The sequence below is a fragment of the Streptomyces sp. NPDC047841 genome, assembly GCF_040704085.1.
GTDB classification, from domain to species: Bacteria; Actinomycetota; Actinomycetes; order Streptomycetales; family Streptomycetaceae; genus Streptomyces; species Streptomyces argyrophylli.
Genome location: NZ_JBEYRP010000005.1, coordinates 111,702 through 136,347 on the forward strand (window position 1 = coordinate 111,702; position 24,646 = coordinate 136,347).

Genomic DNA, 24,646 nt, shown 5'->3' on the forward strand with positions numbered 1-24,646 from the left:
TTTGGTGAAAACGCCGCGCGGCCCGGGACGCGCGAGTAGCGTGCGTGGCTCAGCTCCCCCACCTCCCTGCGGTCCGCCGCCACGGACCCGAGCCGCGCAAGGAGCCCCGGGATGTCCTACGACCCGCCGCACCCGTCGTACTCACCGCACCCGCACGAGCCGTCGTACCCGGCGCGGCCGACCTACCCCTGGCAGCCGCCCGCGCCGCCCGGACCGGAGCGTCCGGTCCGCCGGGCGCCGCGCGCGCCCCTCGGCCGCCACAGCGACCTGCGCCTGCTGCGCGGCGCCTACCGCTGGCAGCGGCGCACCGCCACGCTCACCGCGCTGGGCTACTTCACGCTGTTCCTCGTCCTGTCCGCGTACGCGCCCGGCGTCATGACCCGCACGGTCGCCGACGGCATCCCCGCCGGGCTGCTGCTCGCCCTGCTGCAACTCCCCGTCACCTGGCTGGCGATCGCCCTGTACGAGCACACCGCGCGCCGGTACGTCGATCCGCTCGCCGACCGCATCCGCAGGCACGCCGAACTCGACGCGCGGCGCGGAGCGGCCCGATGACGGCCGCCGCCGGTGCGGCGTCCACCGGCTTCAGCGACTCCGCGCAGACCATGTCCCTGGTGGCCTTCTCCACCGCCGCCACCGTGACCCTGCTGCTGTGCGTGATGACCGGCCCCGACCGCGACGACCTGGACGAGTTCTACACCGGCTACGGCTCCCTGTCCCCGCTGCGCAACGGCCTCGCCATCGCCGGCGACTACGTCTCCGCCGCCACCGTCCTCGGCACCGGCGGGGTGATCGCCCTGTGCGGCTACGACGGTGTCGTCCTCGCCCTCAGCACGGCCCTGTCGCTGATGCTGCTGATGTTCCTGCTGGCCGAACCCCTGCGCAACGCGGGCCGGTTCACCATGGGCGACGCCCTCGCCCGCCGGCTGCCGGGACGCTGCGTACGGATCACGGCCTGCGCGGTGACCATCGCCGCGCTGCTGCCGCTGATGCTCGTCCAACTGGCCGGGACCGGGCAGCTGATGGCCTTCATCCTCGGCTTCACCAACGAGTCCCTGAAGACCGGGTGCGTCGTGGGACTCGGCCTGCTCATGATCGCCTACGCGGCGATCGGCGGCATGAAGGGCACCGCGCTCATCCAGATCCTGAAGATCGTGCTGCTGGTCGGCTCCGGCGCCGTGGTCGCCCTCCTGGTCCTGCGCCGCTTCGACTGGGACCCGGGCGCCCTGTTCACCGCCGCCGCACGGCAGAGCGGCGCCGGGCCGCACTTCCTGCGCTCCGGGCTGGAGTTCGGCACCACACCCACGGGCCGCGTCGACATGATCGCCTCACAGCTGACCGTCGTCCTCGGCGGCGCCTGCCTGCCGCACATCACCATGCGCATGTACACCGCCTCCAGCGCCCGCCAGGTGCGCCGCTCGATGTCCTGGGCGGTCTCCCTCGTCGCCCTGTTCGTCCTCGTCATCACGGTGGTCGGGTTCGGCGCCACGGCCCTGCTCGGGCGTACGGCGATCGCCACGGCCGACCCGCAGGGCAACACGGCGTACCTGATGGGCTCGCGCGCGGTGTTCGGCGCCGACGTGTCGACGGCGGAGAGCCTCCTGTTCACCCTGGTCACCACCGCGCTCTTCCTGACCCTGCTCGCCTCCGTGGCCGGAATGATCCTCGCCTGCGCCAACTCCCTCGCGCACGACGTGTTCGCCGCCCGGGTGTCGGAGATGCCGGCCCGCCGCGAGATGACCCTGGCCCGCGTCTCGGCGCTCGCCACGGGCGTGCCGACGATCCTGCTCGCCACCCTGGTGCAGCACCACAGCCTGCAGCCCCTGGTCACGCTCTCCTTCTGCCTGGGCGCCTCCGCCCTCGCCCCCGCCCTGGTCTACAGCCTGTTCTGGCGCCGCTACACCCGCGGCGGACTGCTGGGCACGCTGATCGGGGGCTCGCTGACCGTGCTGCTGCTCATGCCGGGCACCAACCTCGTCTCCGGATCACCCGTCTCCGCCTTCCCCGGCGCCGACTTCAACTGGTTCCCGTTCACCACCACCGGCATCGTCTCCATCCCGGCCGGCTTCCTCTTCGGCTGGCTCGGCACGGTGCTGTCGGGCCGCGCGAAGGCGGAACGGCAGCGGCACCAGTACGAGGCCGTGGAGGGCTGGATCCTGGCGGGAGCGGTACGCAAGGGAAGGTGACGAAAGCGCCGGCCCGCGGCTACTCCAGGACCACCCTGCCGGTCAGCGAGACGAGGGTCTCGCGCACGGAGTCCATGTGCGCCTGCATCTCGTCCCACAGCTCGCCGTGCTCGCGCAGCACCCGTTCCGTCTCCCCGGCGATGCGCTCCTCCTGCGCACGCGCCTCGGCGATGACCTCCGCGGCCCGCGCGCTCGCCTCCTCCGGGGAACGGCGCTCGTACTCCTCGGCCGCCGCCAGGTCACGCTCGGCCTCGGCCAGCTCGGCCTCGGCCCGGCTCGTCCGCTCGGCGTACCCGGCATCCAGCTCCGCCAGCCGATCGGCCTCCTCCCGCTCGGCCCGGGCCCAGCGCGCGGCGTGCTTCTGGGACTGCTCGGCGAGCATGCCCTCGGTGCGCCGGCGCGCCTCACGCAACTCCGCGAGCGACTCCATGCGCCCCGACTTCATCGCGCGCCGGGCGGCTACGCGGATGCCCTCGGCCTCGGTCTCCACGGCGAGGAGCCACTGGCGGGCGCGTTCGTCGGCCTCCGCGCGGACCTCGTCCGCCGCCTCCCGCGCCTCCCGCAGGACGCGCTCGGCGTCCGCCTCGGCCCGCGCGACCTCCTCCGCGGCCTCGCGCCGGGTGCGTTCCAGCAGGTCCGCCGCCTCGTCGAGCACGCACTGGTACAGCTTGCGGGCACCTTCCCCGAGCGTCTCGTACGTCTGCGGCCGGAGCTCGGCGACGGTCTCGCGCAGCAGCGCGGCCTCCGCCCCCATGTCCTTGGCCAGCACGGTCAGCCGGGCGGCGCGCTCCCAGGCGGCGTCCCGGTCCTCGGACAGCGCCTCCAGGAACGCCTCGACCTGGTCGGGTCGGTAGCCACGCCCCCGAACGGTCGCGAAGCCGTGCGGTGGCATCGATGCGCTGCTCACCCTGGGGACCCCTCTCCACCGGACCTGCATGACAGGATGATTTCGTGCATATCTTGATGGATGGGAAGTAACGGTTCATAACGCGACACTCCGCAGACACGTCACGCCAACGCCCCGAACGGCCCCCTCACGGACACGCACCGGCGTCCGCACGGACACGCGCCGACGCTCGCACGCACAACGCGCCGGGCCCCGCACGCGTTGCGCGTGCGGGGCCCGAAGGATCACACCCGGCGACCGGGCTACGGCCGGGCTACAGCAACCCGTCCCACATCTGCTCCAGCAGCACCGACCACCAGCTCTCCGGCGAACCGAGCGCCGCCGGGTCGAGGGCGGCCAGCTGCGCCTGGAAGTCGACGGTCCAGCGGCCCGCCTGCTCCTGGTTCAGCCCGTACCTGAGCCGCCACATCCGCCCCAGCAGCGCCAGGCACCGGGTGAACTCCGGCAGCCCGGTGTTCACGAACTGCGGCGGCACCGGCGCACCGCCCGGCCCCGCCTCCACCGGCACGGCCACGATGTTCGCCGTCCCGTACTGCACACAGACCGCCTTGCCGAAGTCCGTGCCCATGACGAGGTACGACCCCGCGTCCGCCGCCGGCCGCACCCCGCGCTCCGCCGCCAGCTCCGCCAGCGTCGGCACCGGCCGGCCCGGCTGCGCCTGCGCCCAGAAGAACGGCCCCATGTCCAGCGGCAGCCCCGCCACGACCAGCGTGTGCGCCACGATCGGCGGCACGCCCTGCCGGGACACCGCCTGCTGCTCGAACCGGAAGACACCCGGGCCGAACGCCCCGGCCAGCTCCTGCGCGATCCCCTCCGGGGGCACCGGCGGCGCGGCCTGCACCGGCGGCAGCGGCGCCCGCACCGGCGCCGGCCGAGCGGGACCGTCCGCCACCTGGTGCAACTCGCCCTGGTGCGCCAGCAACTGCCGCATGCCCTGCTGCCGGCTCGCCTGGTCCGTGCCGTACGGCGCGATGCTCGCGATCCTCGCCTGCGGCCACTGCTCCCGGATCATCCGCGCGCAGTACGCCCCCGGCAGCTCGCACGACTCCAGCTCCGTGTGCAGCTCGAGCACCTGGTCCGGCGGCACGTTCATGGCCCGCAGCTCGTGGAAGATCTGCCACTCCGGGTGCGGCGTCCCCGGCGCCGAACGCCGGATCAACTGCTGCTCGGACCCGTCCTGCGCGCGGTACCGCAGCACGGCCTGATAACCGGGACCGACCGTCGGCCGCCCCTGCTGCGGATACCCGTACGCGGCTGCCTGCCCAGGCATGGGACCACCCGGCGGCGGCATGGCACCCGGAGGCACGGGGGGCTGCGCGACGGGAGCGGCGGGGGGCATCCCGGGGGTGCCCGGGGCGCCGGGGGGCGGGGGCGGCTGGGCGCCGGGCGGCATGGCGGAGGCACCCGGTGCCGGGGGCACGCCCGGGACGCCGGGCGGCATGGGCAGGCCCGGGGCGCCCGGCATGCCGGGAGCACCGGGTACCGGCGGCGGGGGCACGCCCGGTCCGGCCACCGGCGGAGCGGCCAGCACGGTCTCCGCGTGGTGCACGGCACCGTGAGCGGAGGGCGTTCCGGGGGTTCCGGGCGCGTTCGGCGGCTGCGGGAAGCCGGGAGCGGCGGGACGGCCCGGAGCGGCCGGAGGCTGGGGCGCGCCGGGCGCGCCGGGCGCGCCGGGGGTTCCCGGCACGTTCGGCGCGCCGCCCGGGGCGCCCGGCATGCCGGGGGCGCCCGGAGCCGCCGGGGCACCGGACGCAGTCGGGCCGCCCGGGACGCCCTGCCCACCCGGCGCACCGGGCGGCTGCGGCGCACTCGGACCGCCAGGAGCCGCAGGGCCGCCGGCCGGGTCCGGCATGCCCGAGGCACCCGGGGCACCCGGCGCGCCCGGCGACTGCGGTGCCGGTCCGTTCGGTCGGCTCGGGCCGGCCAGGACCGTGGCCGCGTGGTGCGCACCGCCCGGCGGCTGCGTCCCGCCCGCGTTCCCCGGTCCGTCCTGCGCCTCGGGGCCCTCCGTCCCGACCGCCGGCACCAGCCGCGTCGGCACGTAACCGCCCACCGGCGGGGGCGGCGCCGCCGCGCTCCCCGGGCGCGCGCCCGGCGTACCCGGGGCGCCAGGCGGCGGAGGCGGCGCGCCGGCCCCACCGCGCCCCTTCTTCGGCGGCGCCGCCTTGCTCGTCGCGGCGTCCGCGATCTCCCCCGCGTTCGGCGCGAGCCGCCGCTCGGGCCCACCCGGGGCCGCCGGAGACTGCGGCACCTGCGGCGCGCCGCCCGGCGCCGGCGGATAGCCGTACCCCGGAGCCCCGGACCCCTGCGGATAGCCGTACGCCGGGGCGCCCGCCGGACCGGCGGGCGGGGCGGGCGGGGTGCTTTGCGCCGGCGGATAGGGCGGTACGTCCGCCGGGGGCGTGCCCTGCGCCGGCGGAACGTGCGGATGACCGTACGCCGGCGTGCCCGGCGGCGGCGGGGGCACGCTGCCCTGGCCGACGCCCGGCGCACCCGGCGGGACGGCGGCCCCCGGTGCGCCGCCCTGCACACCCGGCAGATCGAGCGCCGGCGCGACGGCCGTCGGCGGCAGCTGGCTGCCGCCCGACATCAGCGCGGTCGGCGCGTCCGGCGCCACCGCCGGCGGACGCGGCGCCTCGTCCGCGTCGCCCAGCGGCGGCGCGAACACCGTCGCGGGCAGCGGCACCGAACGGTCGTCCTCACCGGGCCCGGCGTTCGTGTCGGTACCGGCCCACGGCGTGGCCCCCACGGGCACGTCCGCTCCCGTGGGCACCCCGGCCCGCGTCCCGGCCGGCCCGCTCCCGCCGGACGAAGCCGCCGCACCGGACGCCGTACCACCCGCCGTACCCCCGCCGGCAGCCGCACCGGCAACCGGAGCCGACCCACCGTCGGCGGACGCCTGCGCGGCCGGACCCGGCACATCCGCCCCCTCCGCGCGCCGCTCCCCCAGCCCCAGCTTGTCCGCCGCCTCCTGCAACCACTCCGGAGGCGTCAGCAGGAACGACGTCTGGTTCAGGTCCAACCGCGCGGCCGCGGGCGCCGGCACCGCCTCCCGCGGCCCGTCCGCACGGCCGTACTCCTCCTCGTACCGGCGGATCACCTCACCCACCGGCAGCGCGGGCCACAGCGTCGCCTCCCCGCTGTCCCGCGCGATGACCAGCCGCTGCCCGCCCGCGTCCGAACGCGGACCCTCCGCCCGGTCCTCGCCCCACACCACGAACCCCAGCTCGAACTCCCGCACCCGCACCTCACGGTGCTGGTACGCGGGCACGTCGCCGTTGATCCACTCCTCGGCGCGCTCCTGCGCCTGCGCGTACGTCACCATCGCTCGCCGCTCACTCCCCCACCGGGCCGGACGACGCCGAGCCGGAAGCCACCGGCACGACACGGGCGAAACCGCCGTCCACCATCAGACGGGCCACCGTCTCCAACTCCGGCGGACTGCCCGCCAACCGGGACAGGAACGCGTCGAAGTCGTCACCGCACGGCAGCAGCAACCGCTCCACCCGCTCCTCCGGCGACCACGACGGATCCACGTCCCGCACGTCGTCATACGCGCAGAACCACACCGAACCGACCCGCTCGCCCCTCACCTTCACCGCGAGCAGCCCGCCCTGCACGAAGGCCACACCGAGGTAGTCCTTCGTCAGATGGTCACGCAGGCACTTGTTCACGTACACCAGGTCATTGACCGCGGCCTCGTCCCGCACCGTGAAGAACGGCTGGTCCAGCAGCAGCCCCCACCCGGCGTCCAGCGCCGTGCCGACCGGCGCGCACCCGCCCGCCGCCTTCAGGAACGAGCGGTAGGCGCCCGGCAACCGGTAACCGAGGTCCTCCTCGACCCCCTGCACCTGCGCCTCCGTCACCGCCACGCCCGACTTCGGCAGCCCGAAGTGCGCCGGCCGCGACTCCTGCAACGGCCGCGTACCCCGCTTGCCGTGGTCCACCGGCGCCGTCGCCACCCCACCGTGATGCCGCAGCAACGCCTTCACCTCGACCGGCACCAGCTCCAGCCGCCGCGTACCCGCCACGTGATGCCACGTCCAGCCGTGCGGCGTCGCCACATCCGGCACCGTGTCCCACAACTCGTGCCCCGCCGCCGCCAGCGCCGCGTTCGCCGACACGCAGTCCGTCAGCCGCAACTCGTCGACCCCGAACCCCTCCGGCGGCTCGGCGATCTCCACCGCCACGCGCGCGTACGGCGAGAAATCCGGGTAACCCCGCTCATCGACCCGTACCCCTCTCGGGTGACGTGCCGCCCGCACCGGATCCGGAAAATGCACGACCTGCCCGGCGTAGGCCGCGTTCGGCGGCGCGGCTTGCCCACCGGCCTGGCCGCTGGGCGGCACACCCAGCCCGAGCCGACCTGTCGTCATGGCGGTTGCCCCCTGCGGCGTTCTCTCTGGCCTGAACGGCGGTGTCGATCGCGGATGGCGACAGCCTATGCCGTGCGCCAACCCCGGTCACCGGCCCACCGCGACCCCGCCCCGGCACCCGCCCGCCCCCTTCGTGACCAGCCGTCACCCCACCGTCACAGCCCGCCCGGACACGGGCGTGTCGCACGCCCCAGCTTCCACACCAGCCACGGCATTTGGCACCCTGTGTCCTTCGGGGGGACGCCCGGGGAGGGAAGAACGATCATGAACGCTCTGCAGACCGGAGGTACCGACGTGCGGGCCGGCGACCCTCGCATCGACTGGAGCGGCACCGACACACCCCCCGCCCCCACCCTCCGGCACCGCCGCGACGGCATCCTGCCCACCGTCGCCGCCGCCCTCTCCGTCCGCGGCGCCACCCTCACCGGCACCGCCGCCCGCAGCGACCAGCCCCCCGCCCTGCACCCCCTCGTCCAGGACTTCCTCGACACCCTCACCAGCGACCAACGCGACCGCTTCACCGGCCGCTGCGCCGAAACCATCCTCATCTCCCGGCACATCGCCGCCGCCGACGCCACCCGCAGCAAACGCGCCGCCCGCAGACCCATGACCAACGGCGAAGCCCGCAAAGCCCTCAAACACGCCAAACTCACCGCCCGCCGCATACGCGAGGACGGCGACCCCCTCCACGGCAGCTTCGCCACCCCCTGCCGCGCCTGCACCGCCCTCAGCGCCCACTTCGGCGTCCGCATCGTCGACCCCACCCCCACCGCCGACTGACCCCCGGCGACCAGCAACACCACCGGCACCACCAGCACGCACGACGATCGAAGGGCAGATGCACCCCGACCGCACCTCCACCACCCGCTTCCCCGTACCCGTCGACGCCGCCCTGCGCGCCGCCGGCTGGCAACCCGGACGCTGGGACATAAAGCAAGCCGAGTTCTGGGCCGACGCCCTGCGCGAACACACCTCACCCGCCGGACACCGGCACACCGTGTTCCCCGCCGCCGTCGAAGCCTGGGCCGAATTCGGCGGCCTGAGCATCACCCCCACCGGCCCCGGCCGCCAGATCGCCCCCGCCGGCCTCCGCGTCGACCCCCTCCACGGCCTCCACCACGCCCGCACCCTCGGCGACCTCGGCCGCGCCCTCGGCACCGAACTCAGCCCCCTCGGCCAGGAGACCGACAACGCCGCCCTCCTCGCCATCGACGCCGAAGGCCGCGTCTACACCATCGACCACACCGGCGACTGGTACCTCGGCCCCGACATCGACCACGCCCTCGCCACCCTCATCACCGGCATCCAACCGGTCCGCCTCACAGCCGGCTGACCCCCGGCACACACGCGTCACCCCGCCGGCACCAGTGCCCGGCGACCCGCCCCCGCACCGGCTACGCCGGGATCACCGCCGACACCCGGAAACCCCCCGCGTCCGTCGGACCCGACACGAACACCCCACCCAGCGCCACGACCCGCTCCCGCATCCCCACCAAGCCGTTCCCACCCGACGGCAACCCCGCCGCCGACGCCGACGCCGGCTCCGGCGGCGGCCCGTTCTCCACCTGCATCGCGATCTCCGACACCCGGTGCGCCAACCGCACCCGCGTCTTCGCACCCGCCGCGTGCTTGTGGACGTTCGTCAACGCCTCCTGCACCACCCGGTACGCCGTCTGCTCGACCTCCGCCGCATACGACCGCACCTCCCCCTCGACCGACAGCTCCACCACCATCCCCGCGGCGGCCGACTGCCCGATCAGCTCATCCAGCTCCGACAGACACGGCCCCTCCACCGCCCCCTCCACCTCGGCCACCCGGGAAGCCGCCGCCGCGGCCGCCTCCCCCACCGCCGCCAACGGCACCGACGCCGCACGCCCGCCCGCGCCCTCCCCCGCCCGCAGCACCCCCAGCATCTCCCGCAACTCCGTCAACGCCTGCCGCCCCATGTCCCCCACCAGCGCCGCGTTCCGCACCGCCTTCTCCGGGTCCTTCCGGGCCACCGCCTGCAACGCCGCCGCATGCACCACCATCAGACTCACCCGGTGCGCGACCACGTCGTGCATCTCCCGGGCGATCCGCGTCCGCTCCTCGCTGCGCGCCCACTCGGCCCGCTCCTCCGCCCGCTCCGCGAGCAACTGAAGCTCCCGCTCCAGACTGTCCGCCCGCTCCCGCAGACTCTCCATCAACCGCCGCCGCGCCCCCACGTACAACCCCAGCAGCACCGGCGGAGCCGTCAGCCCCAACGCCGTCGTCACCGCCGCGAACGGCACGAACCAGTCACCCAGCGTCAGGTCCCCACGCGACATGTCCTGCCGCACCCGCACGAACGTCACCACCGCCGTCCCCAGCAGCGACATCCCCGACAACGCCCCGATGATCCGCCGCGGCAGCTCACACGCGGCCAGCGTGTACAGACCGACCACGCCCATCAGAAAACCCATCTGGGCCGGTGTGATCGCGATCGCCACCAGCACCACCGCGATCGGCCACTTCCGCCGCACCAGCAGCACCGAACCGGCGACCAGACCGAACACGATCCCCACGGACGCCGGAATCCCCGCGTCCCGCGCGAACGGAATCCCCTCCGCCGCACACTCCAGGGCGGACACCAGCGCGAGGCCCCCGTCGAACACCGCGCTGCGCCGCCTCACCCACCACCAAGGGCCGGTCAACGCCCTCTCGTGGTCTTCCCCCGTCGTGGTCATGGCTCCAGCCTACGGGCGAGCGGTGCGGCATTTCCGGTGACTTTCGCCTACCACCACACGCCACCCTCCGTGACCGAACGACCTCGAAACCACCCGCTTTCCCTCGAACTGGTGAACCTCAGCCGTTCGACCCCGGAACCCAGCATTCCGTCCGGACGGTATGCGTATGGCACATTCACTGGGCAAATACACCGACTTCAGATCCGCGACCGGCTGCACGTCGACAACAACGACATCCTCAACCGGCTCCTGGAGGGCGAGCCGCCGCCGGAATGGACGAAGCGCCCCAACGCGAAGGACGACCTGCGGGAGAGGGCACGGGAACTACGGCTCCAGGGCTGGACCTACGACCGGATCCAGGTGGAACTGGGCTGCTCGAAGAGTTCGATCTCGCTGTGGGTGCGGGATCTCCCCAGGCCCGCACCCAGGTACACACCGGAGGAGCAACGGGCCCTGATGCAGGAGGGCCTGGCAAGGCGCCGTGCTGCCGAGCGGGAGAAGCGGGAGCTGAAGAAAGCGGCAGCCCTCCGAGAGGTCGGTGAGCTCACAGACCGCGAACTCTTCATGGTGGGAATCGCCCTGTACTGGGCGGAAGGGTCTAAGAGCAAGCCGTACGACCGCCGCGAACGCGCGATCTTCGTCAACAGCGACCCCGGAGTCATCGAGACCTACCTGGCATGGCTGGACCTGCTCGGCGTGGACCGCGAGCGCCTGACCTTCCGCGTGCTCATCCACGAGTCGGCGGACATCGCGGCTGCCCATCGCCACTGGGCGGACATCGCCGGCGTCGACCCGGGGGTCTTCGCCAAGCCGACGCTCAAGCGGCACAACCCCAAAACGGTCCGCAAGAACACCGGAGACGACTACCACGGGTGCCTGGTCATCGGCGTAGCCAGAAGTGCCCATCTCTACAACCGCATCGAAGGATGGTGGAACGGGATCGTGGCCCAGGCCGAGGCACGTCTCGGGTAAGGTCTGAAGCGCTGTCCCCCGTGGTGTAACTGGCAGCACACTGGTTTTTGGTACCAGCAGGACAAGGTTCGAATCCTTGCGGGGGAGCCACAGCACACAAGACCTAGGTTCGGGCCCTGACACCACCGTCAGGGCCCGCGCTCATGTCCCCCTCAACCCACCCCGGTATCCTGCGGCTGTCACCCCCACCCACCCACAGCCGAAGGGCAACCCCGTGAGCGCCATCCGCCCGGCCGCCGTCGTCGTTCTCGCAGCGGGTGAGGGCACCCGTATGAGGTCGGCCACACCCAAGGTCCTGCACGACATCTGCGGCCGTTCCCTGGTCGGACACGTGCTGGCCGCCGCCCGTGAGCTGGACCCGCAGCACCTCGTCGTCGTCGTGGGCCACGCCCGTGAGCAGGTCGGCGCGCACCTCGCCGAGATCGACCCGGCCACCAGGACCGCCGTGCAGGCGGAGCAGAACGGGACCGGGCACGCCGTGCGGATGGGTCTGGAGGAGCTGGGCGGGTCCGTCGACGGGACCGTCGTGGTGGTGTGCGGGGACACCCCGCTGCTCACCGCGGACACGCTCCGGCGGCTCACGGGGACGCACCACGCGGACGGCAACGCGGTGACCGTGCTGACCGCCGAGGTCCCGGACGCGACCGGTTACGGCCGGATCGTGCGGGACGGGTCGACGGGTGCCGTGACCGCGATCGTGGAGCACAAGGACGCGTCCGAGGCGCAGCGGGCGATCCGGGAGATCAACAGCGGTGTGTTCGCGTTCGACGGGCAGTTGCTGGCGGACGCGTTGAAGAAGGTGCGGACGGACAACAGCCAGGGTGAGGAGTACCTCACGGACGTGCTGGGGATTCTGCGGGAGGCCGGGCACCGGGTGGGGGCGTCGGTGGCGGCCGATCACCGTGAGATCGCCGGGATCAACAACCGGGTGCAGCTCGCGCAGGCGCGGCGGATTCTGAACGACCGTCTGCTGGAGCGGGCGATGCTGGAGGGGGTCACGATCGTCGATCCGGCGACGACGTGGGTGGATGTGACGGTGGCCTTCGAGCGGGACGCGGTGGTGCATCCGGGGACGCAGCTGACGGGGTCGACGCGGTTGGGTGAGGGTGCCGAGGTGGGGCCGAACAGCCGGCTGAAGGACACCGAGGTGGGTCCGGGGGCGCGGGTGGACAACACGGTGTCGGACGGGGCGGTCGTGGGGGCGGGGGCGTCGGTGGGGCCGTACGCGTATCTGCGGCCGGGGACCCGGCTGGGGGCGAAGGGCAAGATCGGGACGTACGTCGAGACGAAGAACGCGTCGATCGGGGAGGGCACGAAGGTGCCGCACCTGTCGTACGTGGGGGACGCGCGGATCGGTGACTACACGAACATCGGCGCGGCGAGCGTGTTCGTGAACTATGACGGTCAGGACAAGCATCACACCACGGTGGGGTCGCACTGCCGGACGGGTGCGGACAACATGTTTGTGGCTCCTGTCACGGTGGGGGACGGTGCCTACACCGCGGCGGGGTCGGTGATCACGAAGGATGTGCCGCCCGGTTCGTTGGCCGTGGCCCGTGGTCAGCAGCGGAATATCGAGGGCTGGGTGGCCCGGAAGCGTCCGGGGAGCGCGGCGGCGAAGGCGGCCGAGGCGTCGTCCGGGCAGGGTGGGGGCGAGGACTGACCGGAAACGCGTGCGCCAAACACGGCGTACCGTGATAAGTGCACATCCGCACGTGTGCATCCTGCACCCTTACCAGCTGATTCGGCCTCTCACGCCCAGCCGAGAGGTCGCCGAGCAGCCGGCTGGCTGAGACAACCTCTGAGGAGACTGTGCTGTGACCGGGATCAAGACGACCGGCGAGAAGAAGATGATGTTCTTCTCCGGCCGCGCCCACCCCGAGCTTGCCGAGGAGGTCGCCCAGCAGCTGGGTGTCGGGGTCGTCCCGACGAAGGCCTTCGACTTCGCGAATGGTGAGATCTACGTCCGTTACCAGGAGTCGGCTCGTGGTGCGGATTGTTTTCTGATCCAGAGCCACACGGCTCCGATCAACAAGTGGATCATGGAGCAGCTCATCATGATCGACGCGCTGAAGCGTGCTTCGGCGCGGTCGATCACCGTGATCGTGCCGTTTTACGGTTACGCGCGGCAGGACAAGAAGCACCGGGGTCGTGAACCGATCTCGGCGCGTCTGATCGCGGATCTGATGAAGACGGCGGGTGCGGACCGCATCCTGACCGTGGATCTGCACACGGATCAGATCCAGGGTTTCTTCGACGGTCCGGTGGATCACTTGTTCGCGCTGCCGCTGCTGGCGGACTACGTGGGTGCGAAGGTGGACCGGGACAAGCTGACGGTGGTGTCGCCGGACGCGGGCCGGGTGCGGGTGGCGGACCGGTGGTGTGACCGGCTCGGTGCGCCGCTGGCGATCGTGCACAAGCGGCGTGACAAGGACGTGGCGAACCAGGTGACCGTCCACGAGGTCGTGGGTGAGGTCGAGGGTCGTGTGTGTGTCCTGGTGGACGACATGATCGATACCGGTGGCACGATCTGCGCGGCCGCTGACGCGTTGTTCGCGCATGGTGCGGAGGATGTCATCGTGACGGCGACGCATGGTGTGCTGTCGGGTCCGGCGGCCGATCGGCTGAAGAACTCGCGGGTGAGTGAGTTCGTGTTCACGAACACGCTGCCGACGCCGGGTGAGCTGGCGGCGGATCTGGACAAGATCAAGGTGCTGTCGATCGCTCCGACGATCGCGAGTGCGGTGCGTGAGGTGTTCGAGGACGGCTCGGTGACCAGCCTCTTCGACGAGCAGTGAGGTTTCTGCGCTCACTTCCGCACGCCCGTGCGCACCCGTAGGTGATCGTTTTGGGTACGGCCTCCCCCTCCGAGTAGACTGCTGCAGTTGCTCGGCGAGGGAGGCCGTACTCGTGTACGGCGGTCCGTTATCGACGCGCTCTTCGTAGCAGGCCGTTCGTGGCCGGGTGACCACGTCCGTTCCGATTTTCTACGAGGAGTGATCCATATGTCCGAGGTGAAGCTCAGCGCCGAGACCCGCACCGAGTTCGGCAAGGGTGCGGCCCGCCGCATCCGCCGTGACAACAAGGTGCCGGTCGTTCTGTACGGCCACGGCTCCGACCCGCTGCACCTGACCCTGCCGGGCCACGACCTGCTGCTGGCGCTGCGTACGCCGAACGTCCTGATCTCCCTGGACATCGACGGCAAGTCCAACGAGCTGGCGATCCCGAAGGCCGTGCAGCGCGACCCGCTGAAGGGTTTCCTCGAGCACGTCGACCTCCAGCTGGTCAAGCGGGGCGAGAAGGTCACGGTCGAGATCTTCGTCCACACCGAGGGTGAGCTGGCGCCGGGCGGCAACCTGCTGGAGCACGTTCTGAACGCGCTGCCGGTGGAGACCGAGGCCACGCACATCCCCGAGTCGGTCACCGTCTCCGTCGAGGGCCTTGAGGCCGGTGCCTCCATCCTCGCCAAGGACATCCCCCTGCCCTCCGGCACCACGCTGGCCGTCGAGGAGGACACGGTCGTCCTGCAGGTCCTGGCCGCCCAGGCCGAGGAGACCGAGGGTGAGGGCGCCGAGGGCGAGGAGGCGGCCGAGGCCTGATCCTCGCCGTCGTCATCATCTGTTCAGCCGCCGCCTCCCTCGCCGGGGGCGGCGGCTGGCGCGTATCAAGGAGACATGGACGTGACCACCGCCGCCAGTGATCCCTGGCTGATCGTCGGGCTCGGCAATCCCGGGCCGGAGTACGCCATGAACCGGCACAACATCGGTTTCATGGTGGCCGACCTGCTCGCGGAGCGGATCGGGGGGAAGTTCAAGCGGGCGGGCAAGGCGCAGGCGCAGGTGCTGGAGGGGCGGATCGGTCCGGCGGGGCCGGGGAGCCGTCGGGTGGTGCTGGCGAAGCCGATGTCGTACATGAACCTGTCCGGTGGTCCGGTGAACGCGCTGCGGGACTTCTACAAGGTTCCGGTGGGGAACATCGTCGCGGTCCATGACGAGCTGGACATCGACTACGCGACGCTGCGGCTGAAGCTGGGCGGCGGTGACAACGGGCACAACGGTCTGAAGTCGATGACGAAGGCGATGGGGCCGGACTACCACCGGGTGCGGTGCGGGATCGGCCGGCCGCCGGGCCGGATGCAGGTGGCGGACTTCGTGCTGAAGGACTTCTCGTCGGCGGAGCGCAAGGAGCTGGACTGGTTCGTGGACCGTGCGGCGGACGCGGTGGAGTGTCTGGTGGCGGAGGGGCTGGAGCGGGCGCAGAGCGCGTACAACTCCTGACTTGTCCGGGCTTGGCCCCGCGGGGAGTTGACCGGCCGTGGGGGTATGGCCAATGATCCCGGCCATGCCTGCCTCAGCCAGTACCGCTCGTCAGGCGTCCGTGTCCGCGTTGCGGTTCGGACGGGTGGCGGCGACGGGTGCGCTCGCCGCGCTGATCGTGTTCGCCGGGGTGCGGGGGTCCTGGGGGACCGCCCAGCACGTGATGCTGGCGAAGGGGCGTGAGTCCGGCTCGGTGACGGTGACGCGGTGTGCCGGGGACACCTGTACGGGGCCGTTCGTGCCGTCGTCGGCGGGGGCGCGGCCACGCGCGCGTGTGGAGATCGGGAAGTCGGTGGCGGTGCGCACGGGGTCGACGTACTCCGTGGTGCTGAAGCCCGGTACCGGGGAGGCGGTGCGGTCGGGTCCGGCGGGCATCCTGTACGCGTGGGTGCCGTTGGGCGGGGCGCTGCTGCTGGCCTCGGTGGTGGTGGCGGGCGGGATGCGGCTGGCCCGGGTGGCGTGGGTGCTGGGGTTGTCCGGTGCGGTGCTGTTGACGGCGGCGTTCGTGGCGTTGCAGTGAGAGTGAGCGGGACGGGGGGTGCCCCCGGGGTCGTACGACCTCGGGGGCACCCCCTTTTTCCCGGCGGGTCAGCCGGTGTTGCGCAGGCCCGCCGCCACGCCGTTGACGGTGAGGAGCAGGGCGCGGGAGAGCAGCGGGTCGGGGTCGGTGCCGGCCGCGACGGCGTCGCGCTGCCGCTTGAGCAGGGTGACCTGGAGGTAGGAGATGGGGTCCAGGTAGGCGTCGCGGATGGCGAAGGTCTGCTTGAGGACCGGCTGGGCGTCCAGGAGTTCCTGCTCGCCGGTGATCCGCAGGACTTCGCTGACGGTCAGCTCGTGTTCGGTCTTGATGGTGTCGAAGACGTGCTTGAGCTCGTCGGGGACGAGGGTGTCGACGTAGTGCTGGGCGATCCGCAGGTCCGTCTTGGCGAGGGTCATCTCGACGTTGGAGATGAAGTTGCGGAAGAAGTGCCACTGTTCGTGCATCTCGCCGAGCACGGTGTCCAGGCCGGTTTCCCGCAGTGCCTTGAGGCCGGAGCCGACGCCGAACCAGCCGGGCACGATCTGCCGGGACTGGGTCCAGCCGAACACCCACGGGATGGCGCGCAGGCCGTCGAGCGAGACGCCCGAGCCGGGGCGGCGGGAGGGCCGCGAGCCCAGGTGCAGCTCGGCGAGCTGGTCGACGGGCGTGGAGGCGAGGAAGTACGTCGGCAGGTCGGGGTCCTCGACCAGGCGGCGGTAGGCGGCGTGGGCGGCGTCGGAGACGACGTCCATGGCCGCGTCCCAGCGGGCGAGGGCCTCGTCGGACTGGCGGGGTGCGGTGTGCAGGGCGGAGGCCTGGAGGGTGGCCGCGACGGTCAGTTCCAGGTTCTCCCGGGCGAGGGAGGGGATGAGGTACTTGTCGGAGATGACCTCGCCCTGCTCGGTGACCTTGATCTCGCCCTCCAGGGTGCCCCAGGGCTGGGCGAGGATGGCGTCGTGGGAGGGGCCGCCGCCGCGGCCGACGGTGCCGCCGCGGCCGTGGAAGAGGCGCAGGCGTACGCCGTAGCGGTGGGCGACGTCGCGCAGCCGGCGCTGGGCGCGGTGGATCTCCCACTGGCTGGTGGTGATGCCGCCGAACTTGGAGGAGTCGGAGTAGCCGAGCATGACCTCCTGGACGTCGCCGCGCAGCGCGACCAGGCGCCGGTAGGACGGGTCGGAGAGCATGTCCTCCAGGATGGTGTCGGCGGCCTTGAGCTCGTCGGTGGTCTCCAGGAGGGGCACGATGCCGATCTTGGCCCAGCCGGCGTGCAGGTCGAGCAGGCCGGCCTCGCGGGCGAGGACGGCGGCGGCGAAGACGTCGTCGGCGCCCTGACACATGGAGATGATGTAGGACTCGACGACCTCGGGGCCGAAGACCTCCAGGGCGCGCTTGACGGTCTGGAAGACGCCGAGGGTCTTCTGCGCGGCGGCGTCGACGGGGGCCGGGGTGGGGGCGAGCGGCCTTCTGGAGCGCAGTTCCTTGGCGAGGAGCTTGGCCCGGTACTCGCGGGGCATGTCGGCGTAGCACCAGGATTCCTCGCCGAGCCGGTCGAAGAGCTGGCCGAGGGCGTGGTGGTGGGCGTCGGCGTGTTCGCGGACGTCCATGGTGGCGAGCTGGAGGCCGAAGGCGGCGAGGGTGCGGATGGTGCGGGCGAGGCGGCCGTCGGCGAACAGGCCGCCGCGGTGTTCGCGCAGGGAGGCCTGGATGATGCGCAGGTCGTTGAGCAGTTCGCCGGTGCCGAGGTAGTCGCGGCCTTCCTCGTGCGGGGTGCCCTTGGCGAGGCGCTGCTTGGTGTTCTCCAGCTTCTGCCGGATGCAGGTGGCCTTGAGCCGGTAGGGCTCCTCGGCGTTGAGGCGCTTGTAGCGGGGGCTGATCTCGGGGAGCAGTTCCAGGTCGGTCTTGAGGGAGTCGAGGAGTTCCTCGGTGGCGCCGGTGTAGCGGATGGAGTTGGAGAGCAGTCCGCGCAGCTCGTCGATCATCTGCAGGGCGTCGTTGATGCCGTGTTCGTGCTGGAGGATGAGGACGTCCCAGGTGACCTGGGGGGTGACGTTGGGGTTGCCGTCGCGGTCGCCGCCGATCCAGGTGCCGAAGGTGAGGGGGCGGGTGTCGTCGGGGAGCTTGACGCCGACGCGTTCCAGTTCGGCGGTCAGGTCCTCCAGGACGTCTCCGACGGCGTCGGCGTGCAGTTCGTCCAGGTAGTAGATCGCGTTGCGGGCCTCGTCCGCGGGTTCGGGGCGCACGACGCGCAGCTCGTCGGTCTGCCAGACGAGGTCGATGTTCTCGGCGAGGCGGACGTCGTGGCGGCGGCGGTCGGATTCGAGGACGGGGGTGTCCAGGAGCGCGGCGATGCGCCGGAGCTTGTTGAGGACGGAGCGGCGCGCGGCCTCGGTGGGGTGCGCGGTGAAGACCGGGCGGACGTTGAGGTTCTGGACGGTCTGCCGCAGGTGCTCGGGGTCGGCGTCCTTGAGCCGGTCGGCGGTGCGGGCGAGCAGACCGCCCTCGGCGGCGCGCCGGGCGCGCAGTTCCCGGCCGCGGTGCACCTGTTCGGTGATGTTGGCGAGGTGGAAGTAGGTGGAGAAGGCGCGGACCAGCTTGGCCGCGGTCTCCAGTTCGGTGCCGCGCAGCAGCTCGGCGGCGGCGTCACCGTCTTCGCGGGTGAGGCGGCGGACCTTCTCGACCAGTTCCAGGAGTTCGGGGCCTTCCTGCCGGACGAGGGTCTCCCCCAGGAGATCACCCAGCCGGCGGATGTCGGCGCGCAGCTCGCTGCTGGTCGTGGTGGTCTGGTCGTCGGCACTGCTCACAGGTGCGGCTCCTTGCAGTGTTGAAGCTCGTCTGGGAGGGAACCCGGCCGGCTGCCACACACGGCGGGTGCCGCATACGGGCCGGAGGGTCCGGGAAGGAAACTTCAGCGGACCGCGCTGTCCGACCGAGTCCAAGGATAGGTGGCCATGTGGACGCGCAGGGTCTGGGGCTCTTGCCGCCGCGCGACACGCTGCCATACTTACGATGCCGTAGGTTACGGAACCGTAGGGAAGCACCGGAGAGTGCCCGTGCGGTCCCGGGTACCCGGCATCTGCCTCGACCATCGACCCCACAGGGGACGCGCATGACCTCAAGTTCCGATGTGATCGAAGAAGCCCGTAAGGCCACCGACACACCCCCTCCCTCCGCCACGCTGGGCGGCGAGCAGAAGCGTTCGATCGAGCAGATCACGCTGCTCCTGTTCATCACCGTGCCGTTCCTGGCGCTGGTGGCGGCCGTGCCGCTGGCCTGGGGCTGGGGGGTGAGCTGGCTCGACATGGGCCTGCTGGTCTTCTTCTACTTCCTGGGGTGCCACGGCATCACGATCGGTTTCCACCGGTACTTCACCCACGGTTCGTTCAAGGCGAAGCGGCCGCTGCGGATCGCGCTCGCGATCATGGGTTCGCTGGCGGTCGAGGGGCCGCTGGTGCGCTGGGTGGCCGATCACCGCAAGCATCACCGGTTCTCCGACGCGGAGGGCGATCCGCATTCCCCGTGGCGGTTCGGCGAGACGGTTCCGGCGCTGATGAAGGGCCTGTGGTGGGCGCACATCGGCTGGATGTTCGACGAGGAGCAGACCCCGCAGGAGAAGTACGCGCCGGATCTGATCAAGGACCCGGCGATCCGGACGGTCTCCCGTCTGTTCGTCCTGTGGACGGCCGTGTCGCTGCTGCTGCCGCCGCTGATCGGCGGTCTGGTGACGATGTCCTGGTGGGGCGCGTTCACCGCGTTCTTCTGGGGTTCACTCGTGCGGGTGGCGCTGCTGCACCACGTGACCTGGTCGATCAACTCCATCTGCCACGCGGTCGGCAAGCGGCCGTTCAGGTCGCGGGACCGTTCGGGCAACGTGTGGTGGCTGGCGGTGCTGTCCTGCGGCGAGTCCTGGCACAACCTGCACCACGCCGACCCGACGTCGGCGCGGCACGGTGTGATGCGCGGCCAGATCGACTCCTCGGCCCGGTTCATCCGGTGGTTCGAGCTGCTGGGCTGGGCGTACGACGTGCGCTGGCCGTCACGCTCGCGTATCGATTCGCGCCGTGACACCGGGGAAGGCGGCTCCCCGCGCGGGAGGGAGACGGCCGAGGCGGCATGATTGACGCCGTGGCGACCGACTCCAGCAGCACCTCAGGCAACGACAAGCAGCGGCGGACCCGCCGGACCCGTATGACCGGTGCCGAGCGCCGCCAGCAGTTGCTGGAGATCGGTCGCACCCTCTTCGCCACCAAGGGTTTCGAGGGCACGTCGGTGGAGGAGATCGCGGCGAAGGCCGGGGTGTCCAAGCCGGTGGTGTACGAGCACTTCGGCGGCAAGGAGGGGCTGTACGCGGTGGTCGTGGACCGCGAGATGCGGCGCCTGCTGGACATGGTCACCAGCTCGCTGACGGCCGGCCACCCGCGTGAGCTGTGCGAGCAGGCGGCGTTCGCGCTCCTGGACTACATCGAGGAGTACACGGACGGTTTCCGCATCCTGGTCCGCGACTCCCCGATCCCCCAGTCGACGGGCTCCTTCGCGTCCCTCATCTCGGACATCGCCACCCAGGTGGAGGACATCCTGGGCCGCGAGTTCAAGTCGCGCGGCTTCGACCCCAAGCTCGCCCCGCTGTACGCCCAGGCGCTGGTCGGCATGGTCGCGCTGACCGGCCAGTGGTGGCTGGACGTGCGCCGCCCCAAGAAGGCGGAGGTGGCGGCCCACCTGGTGAACCTGGCGTGGCACGGCCTGGACGGGCTGGAGCAGAAGCCGCGCCTGATCGGTCACCGCAAGAGCTGAGCACCCGGGGGGCCGGCTCCGGGAACTCCAGGCGGTTGCCGACGGGGTCCCCCGCGCTCAGGCCCCGTTCACCACGCCGGCTTCCTGACCACGCCGGCCTCTTCCACCGCGCTCAGGCGTCCTTCACGGCCACGGCGAACAGCCGGCGGAACGGCAGTACCGTGCCGTACGGCGCGCTCGGGTAGGCCTCCCGCAGCAGGTCCCGGTACTCGGTCAGGAACGCCTCGCGTGCCTCGGGGTCGTCGGCGAGGGCGATCAGGGCGGGCCGCAGGCCGGTGCCCTTGACCCAGTCCAGGACCGGGTCGTCGCCCCGCAGGATGTGGAAGTACGTCGTCTGCCAGACGTCGGCCGTGCAGCCGAGGCGCGCCAGGCGGTCCAGGTAGGCGCCGGGGGCGTGCACGGAGTCGGTGCGGCGCAGCAGGCCGGCGAGGCGGCCCCGCCAGCGGGGGGTGCCGGCCAGCTCGCGCATCAGGGCGTGCAGCGGGGCGTCGATGTTGTCCGGGACCTGGAAGGCGAGGGTGCCGCCGGGGCGCAGGGCGGCGATCCAGTCGGCGAAGCGGTCGGCGTGGCCCGGCACCCACTGGAGGGTGGCGTTGGAGACGATCAGGTCGTACGGCTCCGTGGGCGTCCAGGTCCGCACGTCGGCGTGGGCGAAGTCGAGCCGGCCGCCCCCGGTCGTGGGCCCCTCGTGGTCGACGTGGGCCTTGTCGAGCATCTCCGGCGAGTTGTCGTAGCCGGTGATGCGGGCGGTGGGCCAGCGGTCGGCGAGCAGGGCGGTGACGTTGCCGGGGCCGCAGCCGAGGTCGGCGATGCGGGGTGGGTCGCCGGGCAGGCTCGGGATGCGGGCGAGGAGGTCGGCGAAGGGCCGGGCCCGGTGCCCGGCGTGGCGGAGGTACTGGGCGGGGTCCCAGCTGGGCGTCGTCATGGCACCACTGTCCCCGCCCATTTCTCTCGATGTCAAGAGACTCGACGTCAAGAGACTTCACGTCGACACAACCACTACACTGATCTCCATGGAGGACGAGGTCGATCGGCTGGTCGCAGCGTGGCGCCGGGAGCGTCCGGACCTCGACGTGGAGCCGCTGGAAGTGCTCAGCCGGGTGAGCCGACTCGCCCGGCACCTCGACCGCGCCCGCCGGCTCGCCTTCGCCGAGCACCAGCTGGAGCCCTGGGAGTTCGACGTGCTGACCGCGCTGCGGCGCGCGGGCACGCCGTACCAGCTCTCGCCCGGCCAGCTGCTCACCCAGACGCTGGTCACCTCGGGCACGATGACCAACCGCATCGACCGGCTGGCGAAGAAGGGCCTGGTCGAGCGGCTGCCCGACCCCAGCGACCGGCGGGGCGTGCTGGTCCGGCTGACCGACGAGGGCCGCGACCGCGCGGACCAGGCGCTGGCGGGCCTGCTGGAGCAGGAGCGGGCGATCCTCGCCGAGCTGTCCCGCGCCCAGCGCGCCGAACTGGCCGGCCTGCTACGCCAGCTGACCGCCCCGTTCGACAACATCCCCGGTTAGGTCCACCGGTCCCACTCCGGCCCGCCGGGCCAGCGCGACGGCGGCCAGCGTGGAGTGGACGCCCAGCTTGCCGAGGACGTTCTGCATGTGGGTGCGGACGGTGTGCGGGGAGAGGAACAGCCGCTCGGCGACGGCCTTGCGGCCGAGCCCCGCGACCATGCAGCGCAGCACCTCCCGCTCGCGCGGGGTGAGGGACTCCACCAGCCGTTCGCTCTCGGTGCGGTGCTTGCGCGCCGCCGTCAGCTCCTTCAGCACACCGGTGAGCAGCGCGGGCGGCAGATGCGTCTCGTCGCGCAGCACCCCCCGGATCACCGTCAGCAGCCGGGACAGCGAGCAGTCCTTGGCGACCCAGCCGGACGCCCCGGCCTGGAGCGCGAGGGCGGCGCGGCGCGGGTCGTCCTTCTCGGCGAGGACGACGGTCCGTACGGCGGGGTGGGCGGCCCGGACCCCGGTGACGAGCGAGATCCCGTCGACCAGGCCCTCCTCGTCGCCCGCCTGCACCGGCACGGCCGGGCGGGCGCCGGGCAGCCGGCCGCCCAGGTCGGCGTCGACCAGCAGGACGTCGTAGCGCCGGCCCTCGCCGGCCGCGCGCTCCAGGCAGCGCAGCGCGGCCGGGCCGCTGCCGGCGGCGGAGACGTCGACGTCGGGCTCGGCGGCCAGGGCGGCGGCCAGCGACTCGGCGAAGATGCGGTGGTCGTCCACGACCAGGACTCGGATGCGAACCACGTAACCCCCTTCCCCAGACTCCGCGTGGAGCAGGGGATACCCAAGGTCCGGAAAGCTGTGGAATTGGTGGGTCCGGAAAGCCCGGAATGGATCCGGAAAGCGACGACCGGCGCGGGTACCGCACCCGCGGACAGGGGACGCGCGCCGCACGGCCGCCGCCGTTGCGGACACTGTTACCCCCACCGCGGGCGCCGTACCCGCCTGTCTCGCCCCCTGAGCGGCACCGGCCCCCACCGGTGCTGCTCCACAGAGTACGGATGGCAGCACGCAGCGGAAGGCGAATTGCAGAACTGGCCGTCCGGCGCGTTTATGGTGTGCCGCATGTTTCGTATTGAGGCGGAAGTCGACAAAGAGCGACGTGATCTGCTCCGTGCACGGCTGCGGGAGACCAACACGGCGGCGTCCCCGGTCCTGGCCGCGCTGCGCGGCACGCCCGGCGAACGCGAGACGCCCCTCCACCTGTGGGCCCTGGACACCGCGGGCGACCTGGCGGGCGGCCTGGTCGGCCACACCTGGACGACCTGGCTGCACGTCACCTACCTCTGGGTGGACACCGCACACCGCGGCGCGGGCCTCGGCACCCGCCTGCTGGCGGAGGCGGAACGCATCGCCGCGACCGACCGCGGCTGCACGGCGTCCCGCCTGGAGACCTGGAACTTCCAGGCCCCGGACTTCTACCGGAGACAGGGCTACGAGGTGGTGTGCGTGATCCCCGACTACCCGCCGGGGATCACGGAGTACACACTGACGAAGCGACTGGGCTGACGGGACTCACTCCACCGCTGCCGGCGGGGGCGGCGGGGGCGGAGGCGGATAGGGCGGTCGGGACGGAACCCGGGGGCCGAGCGGGCCCGACGGTGCGGGCGGAGGCGGCTGGGGCTCCAACGAGCGCCGGGGGCGAGGTGCCGGTTGCCGGGAAGTCAGCGGCGGGGGCGGGGCCGGTGGTGGGGGCGGCGGCAGTTCCTCTCCCCCGAGGATCGGGCCGCCCGCCCGCAGCCGCTCGATGGTCCGCTGGGCCCGGCGGCGAGCCCGGGGGTCGTCGTCGCGCCGGAAGAGCAGCCGCACGCTGAGCGGAGTGCGAAACCCGAGCGCGAGCCCGGCGCCGCGCGATTCCTCCGTGGCGACCAGCCGGTAGCCGAGCGCGTCCGCGATCTCCTCGGCCCGGGCCTTCACGGACACCGGGCCCCTGATCTCGACGTGGCCCCGGCCGTCGAAGCGTGAGCGGATCTCGTCGTCCTCCATCAGCGGTCCCCGTAGCGCGGCAGGTGTGCGGGAAAGTCAGCCGATCCCGTCGGAAAGCTCGTGGGCCTTGCCCACCTCTTCGAGATCCTTGTGTCCTACGACAAGGTCTCCCTGAGTACCGCCCCCGCCCTGGCCGGCCGGGTACTGGTTGAGCTGCATGCGTGTGGAATGCCGAGCGGCCGCCTGGGCCTTCAGCTGGTCCCACTCCTCCCACGCCATGTGTGGTCTCCCCCGCCTCTCCTGGTCCACCGCCGGGCACGGCGGTGACAGGCATGCACCTTACTGGGCGCCCACATCCCGTGCAGGACAGGGCAGTTGGCCTCGGGGGCATGGGGCCGGTGACGGCGCCGGCCCCGTACACGGTGATCGAGTACGGGGCCGGTCGGGAGGACGGGCG

General features: G+C 72.3%; 23 protein-coding genes and 1 tRNA gene. 15 read left to right on the forward strand and 9 right to left on the reverse strand.

Annotated elements, in window-relative coordinates; all coding sequences use genetic code 11:
- Window positions 1-111: 111 nt before the first annotated feature.
- Both AB0947_RS09245 and AB0947_RS09250 read left to right on the forward strand, forming a co-directional pair.
- A complete protein-coding gene (locus AB0947_RS09245) occupies window positions 112-555 on the forward strand; it encodes a DUF485 domain-containing protein (RefSeq protein ID WP_366749670.1) in 444 nt (147 codons plus the stop codon).
- A complete protein-coding gene (locus tag AB0947_RS09250; RefSeq protein ID WP_366749671.1) occupies window positions 552-2,186 on the forward strand; it encodes a cation acetate symporter in 1,635 nt (544 codons plus the stop codon). The genes AB0947_RS09245 and AB0947_RS09250 overlap by 4 nt, the downstream gene beginning before the upstream one ends.
- A 19-nt stretch (window positions 2,187-2,205) precedes the next feature.
- Here AB0947_RS09250 and AB0947_RS09255 read toward each other — a convergent pair whose 3' ends face one another.
- The 3 genes from AB0947_RS09255 to AB0947_RS09265 form a co-directional block, all read right to left on the reverse strand.
- Window positions 2,206-3,078: a DivIVA domain-containing protein gene (locus AB0947_RS09255; protein ID WP_366749942.1), complete on the reverse strand. Its 873-nt coding sequence runs from the start codon at window positions 3,076-3,078 to the stop codon at window positions 2,206-2,208.
- 268 nt (window positions 3,079-3,346) lie between these two features.
- Window positions 3,347-6,418 carry an SUKH-4 family immunity protein gene (locus tag AB0947_RS09260; protein WP_366749672.1) on the reverse strand — a complete coding sequence of 1,024 codons (3,072 nt, stop codon included), beginning with the start codon at window positions 6,416-6,418 and terminating at the stop codon, window positions 3,347-3,349.
- A gap of 10 nt (window positions 6,419-6,428) precedes the next feature.
- Entirely contained in the window at window positions 6,429-7,469 is a 1,041-nt protein-coding gene (locus AB0947_RS09265; RefSeq protein ID WP_366749943.1) for an SMI1/KNR4 family protein, read from the reverse strand.
- A gap of 264 nt (window positions 7,470-7,733) precedes the next feature.
- Between AB0947_RS09265 and AB0947_RS09270 the strand changes: the two genes are divergently transcribed.
- Together AB0947_RS09270 and AB0947_RS09275 are read left to right on the forward strand one after the other, a co-directional pair.
- Entirely contained in the window at window positions 7,734-8,249 is a 516-nt protein-coding gene (locus AB0947_RS09270) for a YwqJ-related putative deaminase (RefSeq protein ID WP_366749673.1), read from the forward strand.
- Window positions 8,250-8,307: 58 nt separating this feature from the next.
- Complete coding sequence (locus AB0947_RS09275; protein WP_366749674.1) at window positions 8,308-8,802, forward strand: SUKH-3 domain-containing protein; 495 nt, start codon at window positions 8,308-8,310, stop codon at window positions 8,800-8,802.
- Window positions 8,803-8,863: 61 nt separating this feature from the next.
- Here AB0947_RS09275 and AB0947_RS09280 read toward each other — a convergent pair whose 3' ends face one another.
- Entirely contained in the window at window positions 8,864-10,174 is a 1,311-nt protein-coding gene (locus AB0947_RS09280; RefSeq protein WP_366749675.1) for a histidine kinase, read from the reverse strand.
- A gap of 111 nt (window positions 10,175-10,285) precedes the next feature.
- On the opposite strand from AB0947_RS09280, the gene AB0947_RS09285 reads away from it, so the two are divergent.
- From AB0947_RS09285 to AB0947_RS09315, 7 genes are all read left to right on the forward strand, one after another.
- Window positions 10,286-11,146 carry a hypothetical protein gene (locus AB0947_RS09285; protein ID WP_366749676.1) on the forward strand — a complete coding sequence of 287 codons (861 nt, stop codon included), beginning with the start codon at window positions 10,286-10,288 and terminating at the stop codon, window positions 11,144-11,146.
- 14 nt (window positions 11,147-11,160) lie between these two features.
- A tRNA-Gln gene (locus AB0947_RS09290) sits at window positions 11,161-11,236 on the forward strand.
- A 124-nt stretch (window positions 11,237-11,360) separates the two neighbouring features.
- On the forward strand, window positions 11,361-12,809 hold the full coding sequence (gene glmU, locus AB0947_RS09295; protein WP_366749677.1) for a bifunctional UDP-N-acetylglucosamine diphosphorylase/glucosamine-1-phosphate N-acetyltransferase GlmU: 1,449 nt from the start codon (window positions 11,361-11,363) through the stop codon (window positions 12,807-12,809).
- 154 nt (window positions 12,810-12,963) lie between these two features.
- Window positions 12,964-13,944, forward strand: coding sequence for a ribose-phosphate diphosphokinase (locus AB0947_RS09300; RefSeq protein WP_366749678.1), 981 nt, complete (start codon window positions 12,964-12,966; stop codon window positions 13,942-13,944).
- Window positions 13,945-14,151: 207 nt separating this feature from the next.
- Window positions 14,152-14,745 carry a 50S ribosomal protein L25/general stress protein Ctc gene (locus AB0947_RS09305; RefSeq protein WP_366749679.1) on the forward strand — a complete coding sequence of 198 codons (594 nt, stop codon included), beginning with the start codon at window positions 14,152-14,154 and terminating at the stop codon, window positions 14,743-14,745.
- Window positions 14,746-14,820: 75 nt separating this feature from the next.
- Window positions 14,821-15,423: an aminoacyl-tRNA hydrolase gene (pth, locus tag AB0947_RS09310; RefSeq protein ID WP_366749680.1), complete on the forward strand. Its 603-nt coding sequence runs from the start codon at window positions 14,821-14,823 to the stop codon at window positions 15,421-15,423.
- Between the two features lie 52 nt (window positions 15,424-15,475).
- On the forward strand, window positions 15,476-15,982 hold the full coding sequence (locus AB0947_RS09315; protein WP_366749944.1) for a hypothetical protein: 507 nt from the start codon (window positions 15,476-15,478) through the stop codon (window positions 15,980-15,982).
- A gap of 68 nt (window positions 15,983-16,050) precedes the next feature.
- Here AB0947_RS09315 and ppc read toward each other — a convergent pair whose 3' ends face one another.
- Window positions 16,051-18,783 carry a phosphoenolpyruvate carboxylase gene (gene ppc, locus AB0947_RS09320; protein WP_366749681.1) on the reverse strand — a complete coding sequence of 911 codons (2,733 nt, stop codon included), beginning with the start codon at window positions 18,781-18,783 and terminating at the stop codon, window positions 16,051-16,053.
- A gap of 305 nt (window positions 18,784-19,088) precedes the next feature.
- Between ppc and AB0947_RS09325 the strand changes: the two genes are divergently transcribed.
- Together AB0947_RS09325 and AB0947_RS09330 are read left to right on the forward strand one after the other, a co-directional pair.
- Window positions 19,089-20,096, forward strand: a complete 1,008-nt coding sequence (locus AB0947_RS09325; RefSeq protein ID WP_366749682.1) for an acyl-CoA desaturase — start codon at window positions 19,089-19,091, stop codon at window positions 20,094-20,096.
- Window positions 20,093-20,770: a TetR/AcrR family transcriptional regulator gene (locus AB0947_RS09330; protein ID WP_366749683.1), complete on the forward strand. Its 678-nt coding sequence runs from the start codon at window positions 20,093-20,095 to the stop codon at window positions 20,768-20,770. Before AB0947_RS09325 ends, AB0947_RS09330 begins: the two co-directional genes overlap by 4 nt.
- A gap of 112 nt (window positions 20,771-20,882) precedes the next feature.
- Here AB0947_RS09330 and AB0947_RS09335 read toward each other — a convergent pair whose 3' ends face one another.
- Complete coding sequence (locus AB0947_RS09335) at window positions 20,883-21,695, reverse strand: trans-aconitate 2-methyltransferase (RefSeq protein ID WP_366749684.1); 813 nt, start codon at window positions 21,693-21,695, stop codon at window positions 20,883-20,885.
- Window positions 21,696-21,783: 88 nt separating this feature from the next.
- Here AB0947_RS09335 and tamR point away from each other — a divergent pair, with 88 nt between their 5' ends.
- Entirely contained in the window at window positions 21,784-22,281 is a 498-nt protein-coding gene (tamR, locus tag AB0947_RS09340; protein ID WP_014673201.1) for a MarR family transcriptional regulator TamR, read from the forward strand.
- Here tamR and AB0947_RS09345 read toward each other — a convergent pair.
- Window positions 22,240-23,007, reverse strand: coding sequence for a response regulator transcription factor (locus tag AB0947_RS09345; protein WP_366749685.1), 768 nt, complete (start codon window positions 23,005-23,007; stop codon window positions 22,240-22,242). The two genes, tamR and AB0947_RS09345, sit on opposite strands and share 42 nt — an antisense overlap.
- Before the next feature lie 309 nt (window positions 23,008-23,316).
- On the opposite strand from AB0947_RS09345, the gene AB0947_RS09350 reads away from it, so the two are divergent.
- Window positions 23,317-23,772: an N-acetyltransferase gene (locus tag AB0947_RS09350; protein WP_366749945.1), complete on the forward strand. Its 456-nt coding sequence runs from the start codon at window positions 23,317-23,319 to the stop codon at window positions 23,770-23,772.
- A gap of 6 nt (window positions 23,773-23,778) precedes the next feature.
- On the opposite strand, the gene AB0947_RS09355 is transcribed toward AB0947_RS09350, so the two are convergent.
- Complete coding sequence (locus AB0947_RS09355; RefSeq protein ID WP_366749686.1) at window positions 23,779-24,249, reverse strand: hypothetical protein; 471 nt, start codon at window positions 24,247-24,249, stop codon at window positions 23,779-23,781.
- Window positions 24,250-24,285: 36 nt separating this feature from the next.
- On the reverse strand, window positions 24,286-24,468 hold the full coding sequence (locus tag AB0947_RS09360; protein WP_366749688.1) for a hypothetical protein: 183 nt from the start codon (window positions 24,466-24,468) through the stop codon (window positions 24,286-24,288).
- Window positions 24,469-24,646 lie beyond the last annotated feature (178 nt).